General features: G+C 56.3%; 18 protein-coding genes. 6 read left to right on the forward strand and 12 right to left on the reverse strand.

The window, feature by feature from the left end:
* Positions 1-172: 172 nt before the first annotated feature.
* The 5 genes from ACHZBS_RS23530 to oah form a co-directional block, all read right to left on the reverse strand.
* Positions 173-943 (reverse strand): enoyl-CoA hydratase/isomerase family protein, encoded by a 771-nt coding sequence (locus ACHZBS_RS23530; RefSeq protein ID WP_319408925.1) that lies wholly within the window; start codon positions 941-943, stop codon positions 173-175.
* Positions 944-953: 10 nt separating this feature from the next.
* Positions 954-1,382 (reverse strand): Zn-ribbon domain-containing OB-fold protein, encoded by a 429-nt coding sequence (locus ACHZBS_RS23535; protein ID WP_319408926.1) that lies wholly within the window; start codon positions 1,380-1,382, stop codon positions 954-956.
* A 52-nt stretch (positions 1,383-1,434) separates the two neighbouring features.
* Positions 1,435-2,601, reverse strand: coding sequence for a beta-ketoacyl synthase N-terminal-like domain-containing protein (locus tag ACHZBS_RS23540; RefSeq protein ID WP_319408927.1), 1,167 nt, complete (start codon positions 2,599-2,601; stop codon positions 1,435-1,437).
* A 148-nt stretch (positions 2,602-2,749) separates the two neighbouring features.
* Positions 2,750-3,499 (reverse strand): SDR family NAD(P)-dependent oxidoreductase, encoded by a 750-nt coding sequence (locus ACHZBS_RS23545; RefSeq protein WP_319408928.1) that lies wholly within the window; start codon positions 3,497-3,499, stop codon positions 2,750-2,752.
* Positions 3,500-3,512: 13 nt separating this feature from the next.
* Positions 3,513-4,646: a 6-oxocyclohex-1-ene-1-carbonyl-CoA hydratase gene (gene oah / locus ACHZBS_RS23550; protein ID WP_319408929.1), complete on the reverse strand. Its 1,134-nt coding sequence runs from the start codon at positions 4,644-4,646 to the stop codon at positions 3,513-3,515.
* Between the two features lie 411 nt (positions 4,647-5,057).
* Here oah and ACHZBS_RS23555 point away from each other — a divergent pair, with 411 nt between their 5' ends.
* From ACHZBS_RS23555 to ACHZBS_RS23575, 5 genes are all read left to right on the forward strand, one after another.
* Positions 5,058-5,612 (forward strand): GNAT family N-acetyltransferase, encoded by a 555-nt coding sequence (locus tag ACHZBS_RS23555; protein ID WP_319408930.1) that lies wholly within the window; start codon positions 5,058-5,060, stop codon positions 5,610-5,612.
* Between the two features lie 85 nt (positions 5,613-5,697).
* Positions 5,698-6,333, forward strand: a complete 636-nt coding sequence (locus ACHZBS_RS23560) for a hypothetical protein (RefSeq protein WP_319408931.1) — start codon at positions 5,698-5,700, stop codon at positions 6,331-6,333.
* A gap of 184 nt (positions 6,334-6,517) precedes the next feature.
* A complete protein-coding gene (locus tag ACHZBS_RS23565; protein ID WP_319408932.1) occupies positions 6,518-6,706 on the forward strand; it encodes a hypothetical protein in 189 nt (62 codons plus the stop codon).
* A gap of 167 nt (positions 6,707-6,873) precedes the next feature.
* Positions 6,874-7,611 carry a ribonuclease HI gene (gene rnhA / locus ACHZBS_RS23570; RefSeq protein WP_319408933.1) on the forward strand — a complete coding sequence of 246 codons (738 nt, stop codon included), beginning with the start codon at positions 6,874-6,876 and terminating at the stop codon, positions 7,609-7,611.
* A gap of 284 nt (positions 7,612-7,895) precedes the next feature.
* Positions 7,896-8,405, forward strand: coding sequence for a PilZ domain-containing protein (locus tag ACHZBS_RS23575; RefSeq protein ID WP_319408934.1), 510 nt, complete (start codon positions 7,896-7,898; stop codon positions 8,403-8,405).
* 139 nt (positions 8,406-8,544) lie between these two features.
* Here the strand turns inward: ACHZBS_RS23575 and ACHZBS_RS23580 are convergent, their stop codons facing one another.
* The 5 genes from ACHZBS_RS23580 to ACHZBS_RS23600 all read right to left on the reverse strand — a co-directional run bounded on the left by ACHZBS_RS23580 (position 8,545) and on the right by ACHZBS_RS23600 (position 11,705).
* Positions 8,545-9,537: a WYL domain-containing protein gene (locus ACHZBS_RS23580; protein WP_319408935.1), complete on the reverse strand. Its 993-nt coding sequence runs from the start codon at positions 9,535-9,537 to the stop codon at positions 8,545-8,547.
* Positions 9,538-9,543: 6 nt separating this feature from the next.
* Positions 9,544-10,212: a methyltransferase gene (locus ACHZBS_RS23585; RefSeq protein WP_319408936.1), complete on the reverse strand. Its 669-nt coding sequence runs from the start codon at positions 10,210-10,212 to the stop codon at positions 9,544-9,546.
* A 39-nt stretch (positions 10,213-10,251) separates the two neighbouring features.
* Positions 10,252-10,674, reverse strand: a complete 423-nt coding sequence (locus ACHZBS_RS23590) for a universal stress protein (protein ID WP_319408937.1) — start codon at positions 10,672-10,674, stop codon at positions 10,252-10,254.
* 144 nt (positions 10,675-10,818) lie between these two features.
* Positions 10,819-11,274, reverse strand: a complete 456-nt coding sequence (locus ACHZBS_RS23595; RefSeq protein ID WP_319408938.1) for a PaaI family thioesterase — start codon at positions 11,272-11,274, stop codon at positions 10,819-10,821.
* Between the two features lie 134 nt (positions 11,275-11,408).
* Positions 11,409-11,705, reverse strand: a complete 297-nt coding sequence (locus ACHZBS_RS23600; RefSeq protein WP_319408939.1) for an AF1514 family protein — start codon at positions 11,703-11,705, stop codon at positions 11,409-11,411.
* A gap of 147 nt (positions 11,706-11,852) precedes the next feature.
* On the opposite strand from ACHZBS_RS23600, the gene ACHZBS_RS23605 reads away from it, so the two are divergent.
* The gene (locus ACHZBS_RS23605) at positions 11,853-12,899 is read left to right on the forward strand and encodes a galactose-1-phosphate uridylyltransferase (RefSeq protein WP_319408940.1); all 1,047 of its coding nucleotides are present in this window, start codon (positions 11,853-11,855) and stop codon (positions 12,897-12,899) included.
* A gap of 70 nt (positions 12,900-12,969) precedes the next feature.
* Here ACHZBS_RS23605 and ACHZBS_RS23610 read toward each other — a convergent pair whose 3' ends face one another.
* Both ACHZBS_RS23610 and ACHZBS_RS23615 read right to left on the reverse strand, forming a co-directional pair.
* Positions 12,970-13,818, reverse strand: coding sequence for a rhomboid family intramembrane serine protease (locus ACHZBS_RS23610; protein ID WP_319408941.1), 849 nt, complete (start codon positions 13,816-13,818; stop codon positions 12,970-12,972).
* Positions 13,819-13,834: 16 nt separating this feature from the next.
* The gene (locus ACHZBS_RS23615; protein WP_319408942.1) at positions 13,835-14,794 is read right to left on the reverse strand and encodes an aldo/keto reductase; all 960 of its coding nucleotides are present in this window, start codon (positions 14,792-14,794) and stop codon (positions 13,835-13,837) included.
* Positions 14,795-14,847: the final 53 nt, after the last annotated feature.

The following is a 14,847-nucleotide window of genomic DNA, read 5'->3' on the forward strand; positions in this document are numbered from 1 at the left end:
TGTGGGTTAAGGGTCAGTGATGAATTCATGGTTCTGCCTTGGCGGATACCGGTATGGATACAATTACAATAGAGCATATCCGCCAACGCCTCAATGACTATCGAACAACGCTTCAACCATGTCGGGAACATCGACTGTCAAATGAAGAAATGCGGTCATCTGGGGAATCGCATTACCTGTTTTTCCACAACGGCCGACGTTTTTCCTCGAAACTTTTGATCCCTTCCAGGGTGTCTTCGGTTTTCATCAGGGTGTTGAGAAACAGATCGCTGACATTGGAAAGGGCCTGCTTGAATCCCAGCCCCAGGTGGGCGGTGACGGCCCGCTTGTTGAGTCGGATGATCAGTGGGCTGCACGCCTTGATTTCACCCACGACGCTGTCCAGGGTCTCCGCAAAGTTCTCTTCACCGGACAGATGGGCCACCAGCCCCATGCGGTGCGCCGCTTCGGCTTTGTAGCGACGGCCGGTGGTGCAGATCTCAACGGCCCGGGCCGGACCCACCAATTGGGGCAGCCGGATGGCCGCGTAGGGCGGGAAGAAGCCCAGCTTGATCTCCGGCTGGCCGAAGACAGCCTTGGGGGATGCCACGATGATGTCGCAGGCCATGGCCACTTCCATGCCGCCGCCCAGACAGGCACCGTGGACCGCCGCAATGGTGGGCACAGCCATGCGGTGAACCCGTTCGAAGATGCCGTTGAAAGTCGCGATCATTCCGTCAACCATCTCCGGTTTGTGGTCGGCCACCTCTACGCCGGCACACCAGCTGGGTCCGTTGGCCGCCAGGATCACGCATTTGAGCGCCCCGTCATTGGCCAGAGTTTCCAACTGTCCATTGAGTTCGTTCATCATCTCGATGTTGAGCACGTTGTGCTTGGGCCGGTCGAGGGTCAGCGTGGCGACCCCCTCCACGCTGTCATGCTTGATGAATTTCAGATGCGACATGTTTTTCCCCTCACTTGTGAAAGACGTAGTTGACCCGTCCGTCGGCCAGTGGGTTGGCTTTGGCCGCCACGGCCATGCCGATAGACAGATCGGATTCGGCGATGCCGTCGGCGATGCGCCCGAAAACCTTGTACGCGCCGAAATCCACCAGGGCGATGGTGTAGGGAAGATCCCCCTCGAACCCCTTGGGCCCGAAGGCCAGCGTACTGAAGGTAACCAGCCTGCCCGTGCCCTGCACATCGAACCATTCCATTTCGGATGAGCGGCAGGCCCAACAGTCCGCCCGAGGCGGAAAGAACGCCTTACCGCAGGAAGTGCAGCGGGTGCCGGTGACTCTGCCCTGCTCCAGGTGGTCGATGAAGTCGTTGACCCGGGTGGTGCCGGTGAAGCTCACCGTTCCGAACTTCCTGAACCGTTCGTCTTTTTCCTTCTTTCCCATGAATGCGTTCCCTCTTATATAGCGTGTCCGCCCACAACTGTCTGGACGTATGTTATCTGGCCAGAATGGTCACATTTCCGTAAAGCCCCACACCGCCGATGTTGTGGACCAGCCCCACGCTAGCGTCGGGGACCTGGATTTCACCGGCTTCGCCGCGCAGCTGCAACACGATGGTGCGAATCTGGCTGCCGCCGGTGGCGCCGATGGGGTGGCCCTTGGAAAGCAGACCCCCATCCACGTTGACCGGTATGCTTCCATTTAAATAGGTTTCTCTGCCATTGATCAGGTCACGGCCTTCACCCGGTCCGGCAAATCCCAAATCTTCGTAGGCCATCATTTCAGCAATGGTGAAACAGTCGTGAACTTCGGCCACGTCGATATCCGTGGGGCCGACACCGGCCATTTTATAGGCCTGAGCGGCGGCCTCACGGGCTACGGACAACCCCGTGAACAGGTCCCGGCCGGCCAGATTGACCGGCGCGGAAGACGATCCGATGCCCCGGATCCACACCGGCTTGTCGCACAACGATTTGGCTTTCTCGGCGCTGGCAACAATGATGCAGGAGCTGCCGTCGGCGTTGGCACAGCAGTCTCCCACCCTCAAGGGAGAGGCTACGGATCCGCTCATCATGTTATCAGGGTCCGTGAACATGCCGGTCGTCACGGCCTTGCGGTATACGGCACGATCGTTGAGCTGGCCATAGGTGGACGCTTTGACCCGGATGGCCGCCAGGTCTTCAGGGGTGGTGCCATAGGCGTTCATGTGGGCGCGGGCATACATGGCGTAGTAGGCGGGCATCATTGTGCCGAAGGGGCTCTCCCACTGGATGTCCGCGCCCCGGCCCATTCGTTCCTGGGTTTCGGCGGAGGAGATCTCCGACATCTTCTGAAAACCGACCACGGCCACCACATCGTGCAGTCCCGATTTGATTAGACTGTAAGCCAGTTTCAAGCCGGTACTTCCCGATGAACACAGGGTTTCTACATAAAAGGTCGGGCCCGGGTTGAGTCCCAGATATTCGGCGAAGACCCCGGCCGGCGAGCGTTGCAGGTCGTACTCCGGGGCCGAGCAGACCACCGATGCGTCGATGTCCGCGGCGGTGATGCCGGCATGACCCAGCGCGTCCGAAAAGCCCTCGAAGGCCAGTTCCCGAACCGATCCCGGATAGTATCGCACGAAGGTGCTTTGTCCTGCGCCGATGATGGCGACGTCATTCATATTTGCAATCCTCTGCGGCTGGTTGGGTTAGAAATCATTTTGCAATTGTTGGAGTTATCGAGTAATTGTGGGCAAGGTATTTAGGTTAAAGGCATTTAGACCGTCTGGCTGCTCTCTCTTTCAGTCTAACCTGCTATAGCCTATTCACCTATATATACTGCCCCCCGTCCACCTTGATTACTTCGCCGGTAATGTGGCGGGCTTTTTCGGAAGCCAGAAAGGCAATCACCGATGCCAGATCTTCGGGTTGGCCTACGCGCTTCAAGACCATTTCCGCCATGGCCATGTCGATGATTTTATCCCGGGCCTCGGATTCTTTCAGCATGGCGGTTTCGATCAGGCCCGGGGCCACGGCATTGACATTGACGCCAAAGGCGCCCAATTCCTTGGCCACGGCTTTGGTGTAGCCGATGATGCCCGCCTTGGATGCCGAGTAATTGGTCTGCCCGAACTTGCCCCGCATGCCGTTGATGGAAGTGACGTTGACGATTTTACCGTACTTCTGGTCCTTGAACAAGGGTGCTACCTGGCGGGTGAAATTAAAATATCCCTTCAGATTTACACCAATTACCCGGTCCCACTGCTCCTCCGACATTTTCCAGCACACGCCATCCCAGTTCATGCCGGCGTTGTTCACCAAAATGTCGATTCGACCGAAGGTTTCCACGGCCGTCTTCACCGCGGTTTCGGCTTCGGCGAAAACGGCAATGTCGCAGGCCATACAGAGTGCCTTGCGTCCCATCCGTTCAATCTGGTCCACCACGGCCCTGGCCTCGTCCGCGTGGCGGCGATAGGTCAGGCAGACGTTGGCCCCCTCTTTGGCCAGTTCCAGGCTAACGGCTGTGCCGATGCCTTGGGATCCGCCGGTGACGATGGCATTTTTTCCTTCGAGCAGCATATGCGATTCTCCTTTAATCGGTGGGGCGACCAAGTACCGCGGCCATAAATTCCACGTCGAAGGCATCGCCGGAAGCCTGACGCCGGCGGTATTCGATGAAGTCGATGGTGTCCCGGCCGGTGATTTTTTTGGTGTTGAAGGCGTTGAAGCCCAGGTAGGCTTCGCTGTTCATGTTGGCGGCCAGCCAGTGGCGGTTGATGACCTTGGCCTGATCCCAGAAAAACTTCTTTTTCAGGCGGATGCCTTCCACACTCTTGATCAGGCAACCGGGGAAAAGGTTGGTATAGGTCCACAGAATGCGGTCGACTTCGTTGTCCAGCAGTTCGAAATCGGTCTTGGCCGATTTGACATAGGCCCGGGCCTGTTTGGCCGCATCGCCGGTTTTGTATTCGCCATAGACGATTTCGCCGTCGACCACGTAGCGGTCTGTTTCGATGGCGGGATTGCGCACCCAGCCGTCGGCATCCTTGATGACCGGAACGCATTTGGAGATCAGGCCGAGTTGTTTCATCTTATAGGCGCTCCACATCTCGCAGGAGATGCAGTTCCACATGGCCAGTTCGATAGGCAGCATCCACGGCAGGAAATCCGAGCTGCCGCCGTCGGGTGCGCTGCCATGCCTGGGGCCGGCTTGGCCGAAGATGGCCAGATCGCTGGAAAGGGTAATGTCGCAGGCCATGCCGATCTCCTGGCCGCCGGCCACGCGCATGCCGTTGACCCGGCAGATGGTCGGTTTTTTGCAGCCTAAAATGCCATCCACCATGGCGTTGAACAGATCCATGTACAGTCCGTATTCGTTGGGCCGCCCCGCATAATATTCAGCATATTCCTTGGTATTGCCGCCCGTGCAGAAAGCCTTGTCGCCCATGGCCGTAAAGACGGCGGCAACCACCGAACTGTCCGCCGAGGCACGGTGAAAACCGGCGATCACGCCCTTGACCATTTCGGTGGTATAGGAGTTATACTGCATCGGGTTGTTCAGGATGATCCAGGCCGAGAACAAACCGTCAATGGGGCTGCCCGACGGATCCAGAATGGGGCGCTTTTCGAACACAACCCCTGGCGCGTCAGCGGAAAAATGTTCCTCGCCCCACAGATGATGGTTTTTGATACCGGATTCTCTCGGCAGCCAGCTCAGATCACTCATCAGTACCTCCCTTTTGGCGGCCGGTAAAAGGGTCGCCGGTTTAGGAATATCATGGTTCCGGTTTACCCGGGACTAACTTTTTCAGGGTCAGGTGAGACGATTTGATCCTGTAACAAAGATCAAATTATGGATAAAATTCATTTGCTATAAGGTTACATATTAGCTATATATTAGCTACGAATAGGGTTAGTCAAGAAAAAAAACCAGGCTTTTCAATATCCTTTTCAAGGCAAGCGGTTCCCATGATCGCCCGACCTGTGGACGTTTTCTGCCCATCGGTTTCCATGATTGGCGGATAGACCTCCGGATGGTTGTGAGACGGAAATGGAAACCTATTCAGCGCCGCTCCGGACCGGAAACTGAATCCTTTTTCGGGGTCGGCGGATGCCACCGGCGAAGGAGACCGAGACCGTGAGATACCCGAAAGAGTGTGTCCTGAAAGAGTGCGTGGAAGCAGTCATCCGTCCGCTGGAACCCGGAGATCGGGCGTTGATGGAAGCCTTCTACAACCGGATTCCCGAATCGGACCGGTGGTTCATGAATTACGATGTCATGGATCCGGCCATCATGGGCCGGTGGTTCGATGCCGTGGAAAAAGGCAGCGTTTGTTCTATCCTGGCCCTCTGCGAAGAGACTGTCGTGGGGCAGGGAAGCCTTTATTTGCGCGGTTTCGGCGCCACCAGCCATGTGGGACGGTTCCGCATCGTGGTCCTGCCGGAGTTCCGGCAGATGCGGCTGGGGACCTGGCTGCTGCTGGATCTTATTCAACTGGCCATGGACCGGGGATTGGAGATGCTCCGGGCGGATCTGGTGGCCGGTGTCGAAGACGGTGCCATCGAAGCCGTTCAGAAGTTCGACTTTTTCAAGTTTGCCGAACTGAAAAATTATGTGAAGGATATTCACGGCAATCGTCAGGACCTGGTGATCATGATCAAGCGGCTGCATAAGGAGTGGAGTGACTTTTAGTTGAACACGACCCCTTAGGTTTGGCGACAAGCATTGATATCCAAAAGATCTCAACATCCCCTCGCCATGGAGAAGACAGACAATATTGAGTGATTCCAGACAAAAGGAGGTTGTCCGGTCCACCCCTGTCGGACCTATTCAGATCCGCCCATTCTGCACACCCAGTGAAATTCAGGCGTACCGTTTCGACGATCAGTTCGGTACCCACGCCCAGTATAAATCCATCTATACCAAAAGAGAAACCCTTGAAAAGCATGCCTCAAAAACGGATGCCAATGTGGTTTTGGCCCTGACGGAAACCGAGCAGATTGTGGGATTCGGGGTGTTCAGCCAACCGGAAGCCGATGAGCGGTGGACGGAACTGGGACCGGGGGTGATGATGGAAGTAAAAGCGGTGGAAGTGAGCCGCAGCCTTCGATCCAGGAAAATTGCGGGAGACCTGGTCCGTCTGATGCTGACCCACCCGAAGATCGAACAGATGATCGCATACATGGTCGGATACTCCTGGACCTGGGATCTGGATGGTTCGGGCATGACCGCCCAACAGTACCGCAACATGCTCATTCGTCTGTTCAACCCCCATGGGTTCATTGAGCTGCAGACCAACGAACCGAACATCTGCCTGAAACCCGAAAATCTCTTCATGGCTCGTATTGGCAGCGAGGTTTCCGATCGCGTTCGGCAGGATTTTAAGTGGCTTCGGTTCGGGGTTTCACCCTGATCGAAGCCTGTGCCCCAGTGAATTTTTTTTTGCTCGCGGCAGGGTTGGCCAGCGAACGACAAACCGGCACGATCGCCATTTCGACGCAAGACCTTGCCGTCATGCAATACGTTAACCGCGGTATGCCATGGAAAAATCTCAGACAGACTGATCATGTTACGCCGCCGTTTATAGGAAACGGTAAATGACTGGTTTCTTCTCAGGTCCATCCCTGCTTGTGCATATTCTGATCATCGCCATGGTCAATGCCTTTTTCTTTCCTTTTATCGCCCATTGGTCAGGATCCATCCTTTATGCGTTTCTGATCAGCGTTGGTATCCTCTGCATCTACGGGTTGATTGCGATCTGGCTGTTTGGCGGGAGCAAACGGTAACCGGGTGATCCAATTTTCAATGGGAAAAAGAACATTGCCAAGCACCGGCTATTTTGGATATAGAGTCCTTTCGAAACGGCGGGGGAGGGGGGGATCGAAGAATAATTCTCTTAACTCGATTAAAAAATTCTTTGCGGCTCACCGCGGGCCGATTATAATCAATCGTTATGGCCAATAAAAAATACTACGCGGTTGCCGTCGGCAGGCAGCCGGGCATTTATACCCAGTGGTTCGGCGAAGCCGGTGCCCAGAACCAGGTGGTCGGTTTTCAGGGTGCCCGGTACAAGGGCTTTCAGACCCACGAGGAAGCACGGGATTTTATCCGGGATCGGTGTTCGGGCGAAAAAACACGCGTCAAGGCTTCAGGGCAATCAATGACCCGGCCAACTGCCACGTCAACCGTGAAACCGGATGTTACCCTTGCAGACCGAATCATTATATACACAGATGGCTCCAGTCTGGGTAATCCCGGCCCCGGCGGTTATGGAGCCGTCATTTCATCGCCTGAGGGAAGCCGGGAATTTTCCGGAGGCTTTCGCAAAACCACCAACAACCGCATGGAACTGTTGGCCTGCATTGTCGGCCTCGAACAGCTTGAAGCGCCTTCAGCCGTTGCCCTCTACAGTGACTCCCGATACGTGGTGGATGGGATCACCAAGGGGTGGGCCAGGCGCTGGCGGCAAAACAATTGGTGCAAAGGATCCGGCGGCAAAGCCCTGAATATCGACCTGTGGGAACGCCTCCTGTCACTTTGTGACCGGCATGACGTGCATTTTGTCTGGGTGAAAGGGCATGCGGGAAACCCCGGAAACGAACGATGCGACCAGCTTGCCACCCAGGCCGCCAACCGACCTGACCTGCCGGCAGACGACGGATATGAAACAAAACCTTCGCCAACTTCCTGAAAGCGCAACCGGCGTCTCCTTTTCCTGACCCGAATGAGCCATTTTTCGGCGATCGGTATTTGACTCGCAGGTGAAGGCGGTTTCCATGATTTTGCGGAGTGTCGCCTGCAGGACTCAGCGCATGGAAACGCGGGCAATAAATCCTTTCCGCTTTTGCGGATCCGTTTGTCCGGCGGATTCCTTCTCAAGTTTTTCATTTACCTGGCGATACCCACTTAAAAGATACAAAAAGATAACAACGATAAGGGGGGTGCTTCCTGCTCCCGGAAGCAATTTTAAAATCTATGGCAAATATCACCGCAGGCTTGAAGGATGAAAGGAAAGAGCACCGGGTTTTTCTCAATGACCGGGGAGAAGGTACGTTTATCTGTCCGGTTTGTGAAAAAGGTGTCATCAGGGACTTGAGCCAGTTCATCGAGACGAAGACGGCGATTCGGCTCAAATGCAAATGCAGCTGTGGAAACGACTATCGGGTGCTGCTGGAGCGCCGGCGCCATTTTAGAAAACCGACCAACCTGGTGGGGATGTTTTTTTACCGGGGAGGCCACGGCTCTCCCATGAAAGGGTTGATCAAGATACGGGATATTTCCCAGTCCGGCATTCAGTTTTCGGTCAACAGCATGCCCGAATTCGAGGTGGGAGACAAACTGATCATCGAGTTTACCCTGGATGACGAGGAGCGATCCCTGATCCGAGAAGAGGGCGTCGTCCAACGGATCCAGTCCAACATTGTCGGGTTGGATTTTAAAACCACCGACCACTACGGCAAACTGGGCCGGTACCTGTTCCGATAAAGACCCGCCGATTACCCCGCCAGCATCTTGTTGTAGGCATCCACCCGGTTTTTTTTGTCATAGCCATACCCGTTTCGACGCGATTATCGTTGGAGGGATCTCCGTGGAATGGGTGTCGCTAAGATTCTTTCACACGGAGCTAATCGGCAGGTGCATTCCGGTAGTGGGATGCCATGGCGGCTGCTTGTCGGCTGACGGTCTGACGAAGCTCGTCCGGGGCCAGCACTTGTGCCCCGGCCCCCCAGCGCAGAACCCAATGGCTGATTTCTTCGATACCGGCCACGGTGGCGGTGAAAATCAGAGCGCCGTCAGCCTGATCCGACAGTTGCTGGCTCGGGTGCCAGATGCGTTCACGAACATAGCCGGCAACCGATTTGAGGAAGCGGATCCTGACCGTCACCGGTGGTCCCTGGTAGATGCCGAAGCTGTCCTGCAAAAAAGCCTGCATGTCAAATCCCTCGGGGATCTGAAATTCGTCGTCGCTGATCGCTACGGTTTTGATTCGGTCTACGGCAAACGTCCGAACCTCTTTTCGCAGGGCGCAATAGCCGATCAGGTAGAGGGTGTCCTCGACATGGCGCAGCCGGTAGGGATGAACGGTGCGCCGGCTCTCCTTCTGCCGGCCCATGGAGAAGTAGACCATGCCGATTTTTTTCTCGTCAATGATTGCCCGGTTGAGTTCGGCGATGATGGGCCCGAGCCGGGTGTAATCCTTCCGGGGAGCCGGACCGGCGTCCACCCGGTTGCGGATCCGGTCCAGGTAGTCGATGTATGCGGACGGCAGCGTGGCTTTTATCTTGGACAACAAGGAATCGATGGCTTCGTAAAAAACGGTTCCCCGGTAAGTTTTGAGCATGTCCTTGCCGAAGTAAAGGGCCATCAATTCAGGGATGCTGAAAGCCAGGGGGACCTGCTGCCGGCTGGCATTGAGGATGCGCCAATAACTGTGATTGTCCCGGGTCTCGTTCGTAATGGGAAATCCGCCGGCCTGAAGCGCCTCCAGGTCACGGTAGACGGTCCGCGGGGTGCAGTTCAGCCGACCGGCAAGGTCGGGAACGGTCTGTCCATAGGTGGACGCAGCCAGGGACTGGATGATCTTCCACTGCCGGCTCAGCTGGTCGCCTCTGGCCACTCGAAGTCAACTTTCCGGTTTGCGGTCGGCGTTGCGTTGCAATCGAAACAGGACCATGTGTTGCGTTCCCTGGTCGGATCGAAGGGTCTGCCGTCGGACCTTGACATCGTAGCGGAGCCGCATGCGTTCCCAGAATTCAACGCCGGTGCGGCGTACCCCTTCGGCCAGAATGATGGTGCCGCCGGGATTCAGATACCGGTCGAACAGGGCGTCAAGACCATCAATGTTTTCGGTCTTGTAGACGGTTTCGGATCCCACAATCATGTCGAACCGCTCTTCCAGTTCAGGGGCGTTCCAGTCCAGTCTCTCGATGGCCACCTCCGGGCAGCCGTTGGCCATGGCGTTGGCCCGGGCAAAATTCAAAGCGTCGGGGTTGAGTTCGGTCATGGTGATACGGTGGCCCGCCTTGGCGGCGGCAATGCCCACCATTCCCAGGCCGCATCCGATTTCAAGCATGGTCTTCATCGGATTCGGCGGCGGGCTCACCAGATAGCTGGCCAGGACCGCGGAGGCATCCCAGATCTTGGCCCACAGGGGAAAATTATCCATTACGTCGTCCGGATTGATGAACCGGTCAATGGATGCGGGTGTAAACAACCTCAGCGTTTGCCCGTTGATCGTTACCGGTGTGGTGACCGTGTCGTAGGTTTGGTGAAAGTGATCCAGAGAGAACATGGGCGTTGAGATTTCCTTGGTTATATTTGTCGGGAGGGGTCAGCGAACCACGAGCACCGGGCAGGGCGATTGCTGCAGCACCCGGTGCGCCACGCTCCCCAGCAGCAAACCTTTCAGGTCGGACCGGCCCCGGGACCCCATGATGATCATTTCACAATTCTCGATTTGGGCGACATCGCAGATCTTTTCTCTCGCTGGTCCCTCCATGATAAGGTCTTCAACGCTGACTCCTTTTTCTGTCAGTACCGACCGGAACGGTTCCAGCAGTGCGTTGGCCTCAGAGATAATCTTGTCGATGGCATTTTGAAAATAGGGCTCGCCCAGCTTAACCGGAAAAGGACGGTGGCAGTGAAGCAAAATCACGCGGGCTCCCATCAGGCCGACAATCTTCAAGGCATAGGCCGTTGCCCGGGTAGCATGTTCCGATCCGTCTACCGGTAGCAGGATTACAGGTGTTGACATGGCTCACCTCCTTCATGAAACGGTCACATAAACCGGCACGATGCCGGCTGGTCATAGGCTTGGCCCAAATGTTCCATCCATTCTTGCCAACCTTCGTTCAAGCATAGCCGGAGCCCGCTTTTTTGTCAAAAGAAGGCGGATCGATCAGCGGAGCATGTTTTCCGGCATCCGGACCGCCACCACTTCACCTCTGGCGCATATCTTTCCCTTGGCTGAAACCGTTGCCGATACCACCACCTTCTTCTCCTTCAGTTCTTTGATTACGCCACGGATTTCCAGCTCGGCGTCGATCGGGGTCGGGCGCAGGTAGTCCACATGCAGGGAGGCGGTGACGAATCGGAAAGGGGCCTCCTCGGGCCGGGCACGGCCGGCGGCGGCCGATGCCGAACCCGTGCCGTGACAGTCGATCAAAGAGGCTATCAGGCCGCCGTAAACATAACCGGGTATTGCCATATGACTGGGTCGGGGCCGAAAGTGGGCGACCGTTTCATCGCCATCCCAAAAGCTCTTCAACTGGAGGCCATCCGGATTGAGTCGTCCGCATCCATAACAGTGGCTCAGTTCATCGGGATAGGTGTCCTGAAATGCGTTCTCGCTCATGATGTTCCTTTCTGCTTCAGATCCGGCTGCCCGGGTCGATCAAGCGTTCACCGCCTGCGCCGCGATGAAAGTGACCAGCGGGCGCATGGGCAATTTGTAAATCGTTCGGTGCAGGAGAATACAGGGTGGTGGGGTTATGGCTGTGTCAGGTAGATGAACACAAACTGTTCGTCATTGATGTCGACGGTCATGTCGCAATTGCGGGATTCCGCATAATTGAGCCATCCCGGCTTCCCAGCGGAACCGCATTCAACGTTGGGATGCGATTCGCCGGTGGTGGCGTTATACCACGAAACCAGCATGGGGTCCGGGCACAATGATTTTACCTTCTCATCTGCCATGGATTGGGCGTCCATAAAATCCAGATCCGAATGGTCGGTTCTAATTTTAAGCGGGTTGATCAATTGGTACTTCAGCGGCGCTTTTGCCATTTTCGCCTCCTTTTGATGAAGCCGATCATCACAGCAGGTTTTGACTTAGTACGGGTTGGCCAAAAAATCAATAGCCTTGCCGATTGATTGAAGTGGCGCCCGCCCTGTGATAGGTTGGTTCCACATCGGTGAAACAAGGAGGCGGTGGTGAAGAAAACCCCAATTTCAGATGACTGGTTCTCGATACAAGCGATTCGGGCCCGATTCATGGAACCTTCCGGCGATCCTGCTGAGCGCATCATTCAGATTCGTGTCAACCCCATCTCCGGCCGAACCAGCCGAATTACCTTCAGTCGGGTGAATGAAAAAGAGGCGGGTGCCGAGCGCCTGCCTTCCCCCCCACCGGGTGTCCGGGAAACGGATAGATGCCCCTTTTGCCGTCCCCAGGTGCTGGCGCAGACACCGCAGCTGATTCCTCAAATCCACCCGGCCGGCCGGATGACACGGGGGGACTCGCTATTATTCCCCAACCTGTTTCCCTATGGGGCCTATTCGGCGGTGAGCCTGTTCGACAACACCCACTTCGTTGAGATCGGTACAGCCACCCAAAGCAGCTACATGGACTGCCTGATCAATTGTGCCGACTATTTACATCGGGTCAACCGGCACGATCCGTCAGCGTCGTACATGGCCATCACCCAGAACCACCTGCCATCGGCAGGGGGGTCCATGGTCCATCCCCACCTCCAGGTTCATGCCGACCGGATCGGTTCCAATCACCTCCGGTTCCTTTACGACCGGGCCCTATCTTACAGACATGCCGTGCAACGAGGGCTGTTTGGTGATTATGCCACGCATGAAATCAATACCCGCGATCGATATATCGGCAGCACCGGACCGTGGGTATGGCTGGCGGCTTTTGCGCCGGAGGGGTTTTTCGAGATCTGGGCCGTATACCCCGGGCGGACCTCCCTGATAGACCTGGAAGAAAGTGCGTGGAGCCATCTGGCCGCCGGTATGATCCGGGTTCAAAAGTTCTACCGCAGTATACACCGCAACGGGTACAACTTCGGCCTGCTTGCGGTGGAAACACCACAAAGCGCCTTGGAGCTGAGGGCTGTTATGGTGGTGCGATCCAACTATGCCCCCTGGACCCGAAGCGACCACACCGGCTTCGAGGTCATGCTGGGGGATATGGCCACGTTTTCCGCTCCGGAGGATACTGCGCGACTGGCCCGCGCCTTCTGGCAATGATGGCCGCGACGAAAACCGTTTGGCCGCTATTATTCCGACAAGGCTTTTTTCCGGAAGTTTTCCTCGAATTTTAAAATCGGTAAAACAAGCCAGTGAAAACCGCCCAGAGCAAGACGGCGGCCGTGCCGGACAGGCACAGACCGCCTATGAGCCGATGACGCATGTTTTCCTTCTTGCGTTCATGGTATCCCAAAATAAGTCCCGTGAAGATGCCGGCGACCATGCCGCCGCCGTGGGCCCAATTATTGATGCCCGGTACCACCAGCCCGAACAGGACGATGCTGATTGCCCAGCCACCCACCTGGCGGTAGACGGCCTGACCGTAATTGCCGCCACGGCTCTTGCCGTAGTACAGCGCCGCTCCGATGAGACCGCAGACCGCCGCGGACGCACCGATGGTAAAGCTGACGCCGGCCAGATAGGAAACAATAAAACCGCACACCCCGCTCAGCGTGTAGATGATGATCATGCGGTGATTACCGTATTCGCGAATTACCAGAGGGGAAATCTGGCGAAGGGCCAGCATGTTGAAAACGATATGAAGAAGCCCGCCGTGAAGATAGGACGCGGATATCAATGTCCACCAGTGATGGAGGCGATCGATGGGGATGGCGCCCGTTGCGCCCAGCAGGAGCAGTCCCTGGTTGTCCGGCGAGAGAAAGCTCATCGGGTTCCCCGACAGATTCAATCCGCGATTGCTCATCAACAGGGAGAGCAGGTACATGACGGCATTGACGGCAATGATGGTGTTGATCAATTGCTCGCCGCTGCTGAATCCCCGGGTAAAAACGGTGTTTTTCCACCGGGACCCCGGTGCAGGCAGACCGCAGTAGGGGCATTTGGGCTCATCGACGCTGACCAGTCTACGACAGCCGGGACAGAGCAGGGCACTTTTTCGGGAGGGGGTCCCGTTCACCATGGAGATCCTTTCTGCGCTACCATTTCCATTGCACCGGATTATCGTCGATCCGATCGATGACCGGACGGCTGATGCGGTCCATTTCATCCAGTTCGGCCTCGGTCAGAGTGACATCGGCCGCCTTGGCGTTGTCGACCGCTTGCCGGGCATTCCGGGCACCGGCAATGGCACAGACGCCCGGCTTGGCAATCACCCAGGCCAGGGCCAGTTGGGCCATGGTAATACCTTTTTTTTCGGCAATGGGACGCAGGGCGTCCAGGGTCTGTTGCACATGCGGATAGACGTCCGCTTGGAACAGGCGGTTGCTGCTGCGGTGGTCTCCGTTTTCAAATTGGTGGTCCGGACCAAACTTTCCGGTGAGCAGTCCCTGGGCCATGGGCGAGTAGGCCAGGATCGTCACCCGGTTTTCCTGACACCAGGCCAGGGTATCGGTCTCAACATGACGCCACAACAGAGAATAGGGGGGTTGGAGACTCTCGACGGGACCGATTTTACAGATTGATTTGAGTTGATCGAGGGAAAAATTGGATACGCCAATAGCGCGGATTTTCCCCTGATCCTTGAGGTCCGCCAGGGCCTTCATGGTTTCCTCCATGGGCACCGGCCTGGCGCCGAATGAACCCGGAGGCCAGTGGACCTGGTAATGGTCCAGGTAGTCGGTCCCCAGATTTTTCAGGGAGCGGTCGCAGGCGGCGATTACCTGGTCGTATTTGAGATGGTTGGAGAACACCTTGGACAGGATCACCACCTTGTCCCGGTGGCTGCCGATGGCTTTGCCCAAAACCTTTTCCGAGTGCCCGTTGCCATATACTTCGGCGGTATCGAAAGTGGTGATGCCGGCATCCATGGCCGCCTGGATTGCCTTTTCGCTCTGCGCATCATCGATACCGGTCCACATGGATTTGCCGGTCTGCCAAGTGCCCATGATTATCGGAGACAGGCGGATGTCCGTTTTTCCCAGCCTTCTTGATTCCATTGTCCCTCCCTTATTTATCGTATTTGAGATGGGGTTGGCCCTTGGACACACCC

Origin of the sequence: uncultured Desulfosarcina sp., from assembly GCF_963664155.2 — a bacterium.
Taxonomy (GTDB): domain Bacteria; phylum Desulfobacterota; class Desulfobacteria; order Desulfobacterales; family Desulfosarcinaceae; genus Desulfosarcina.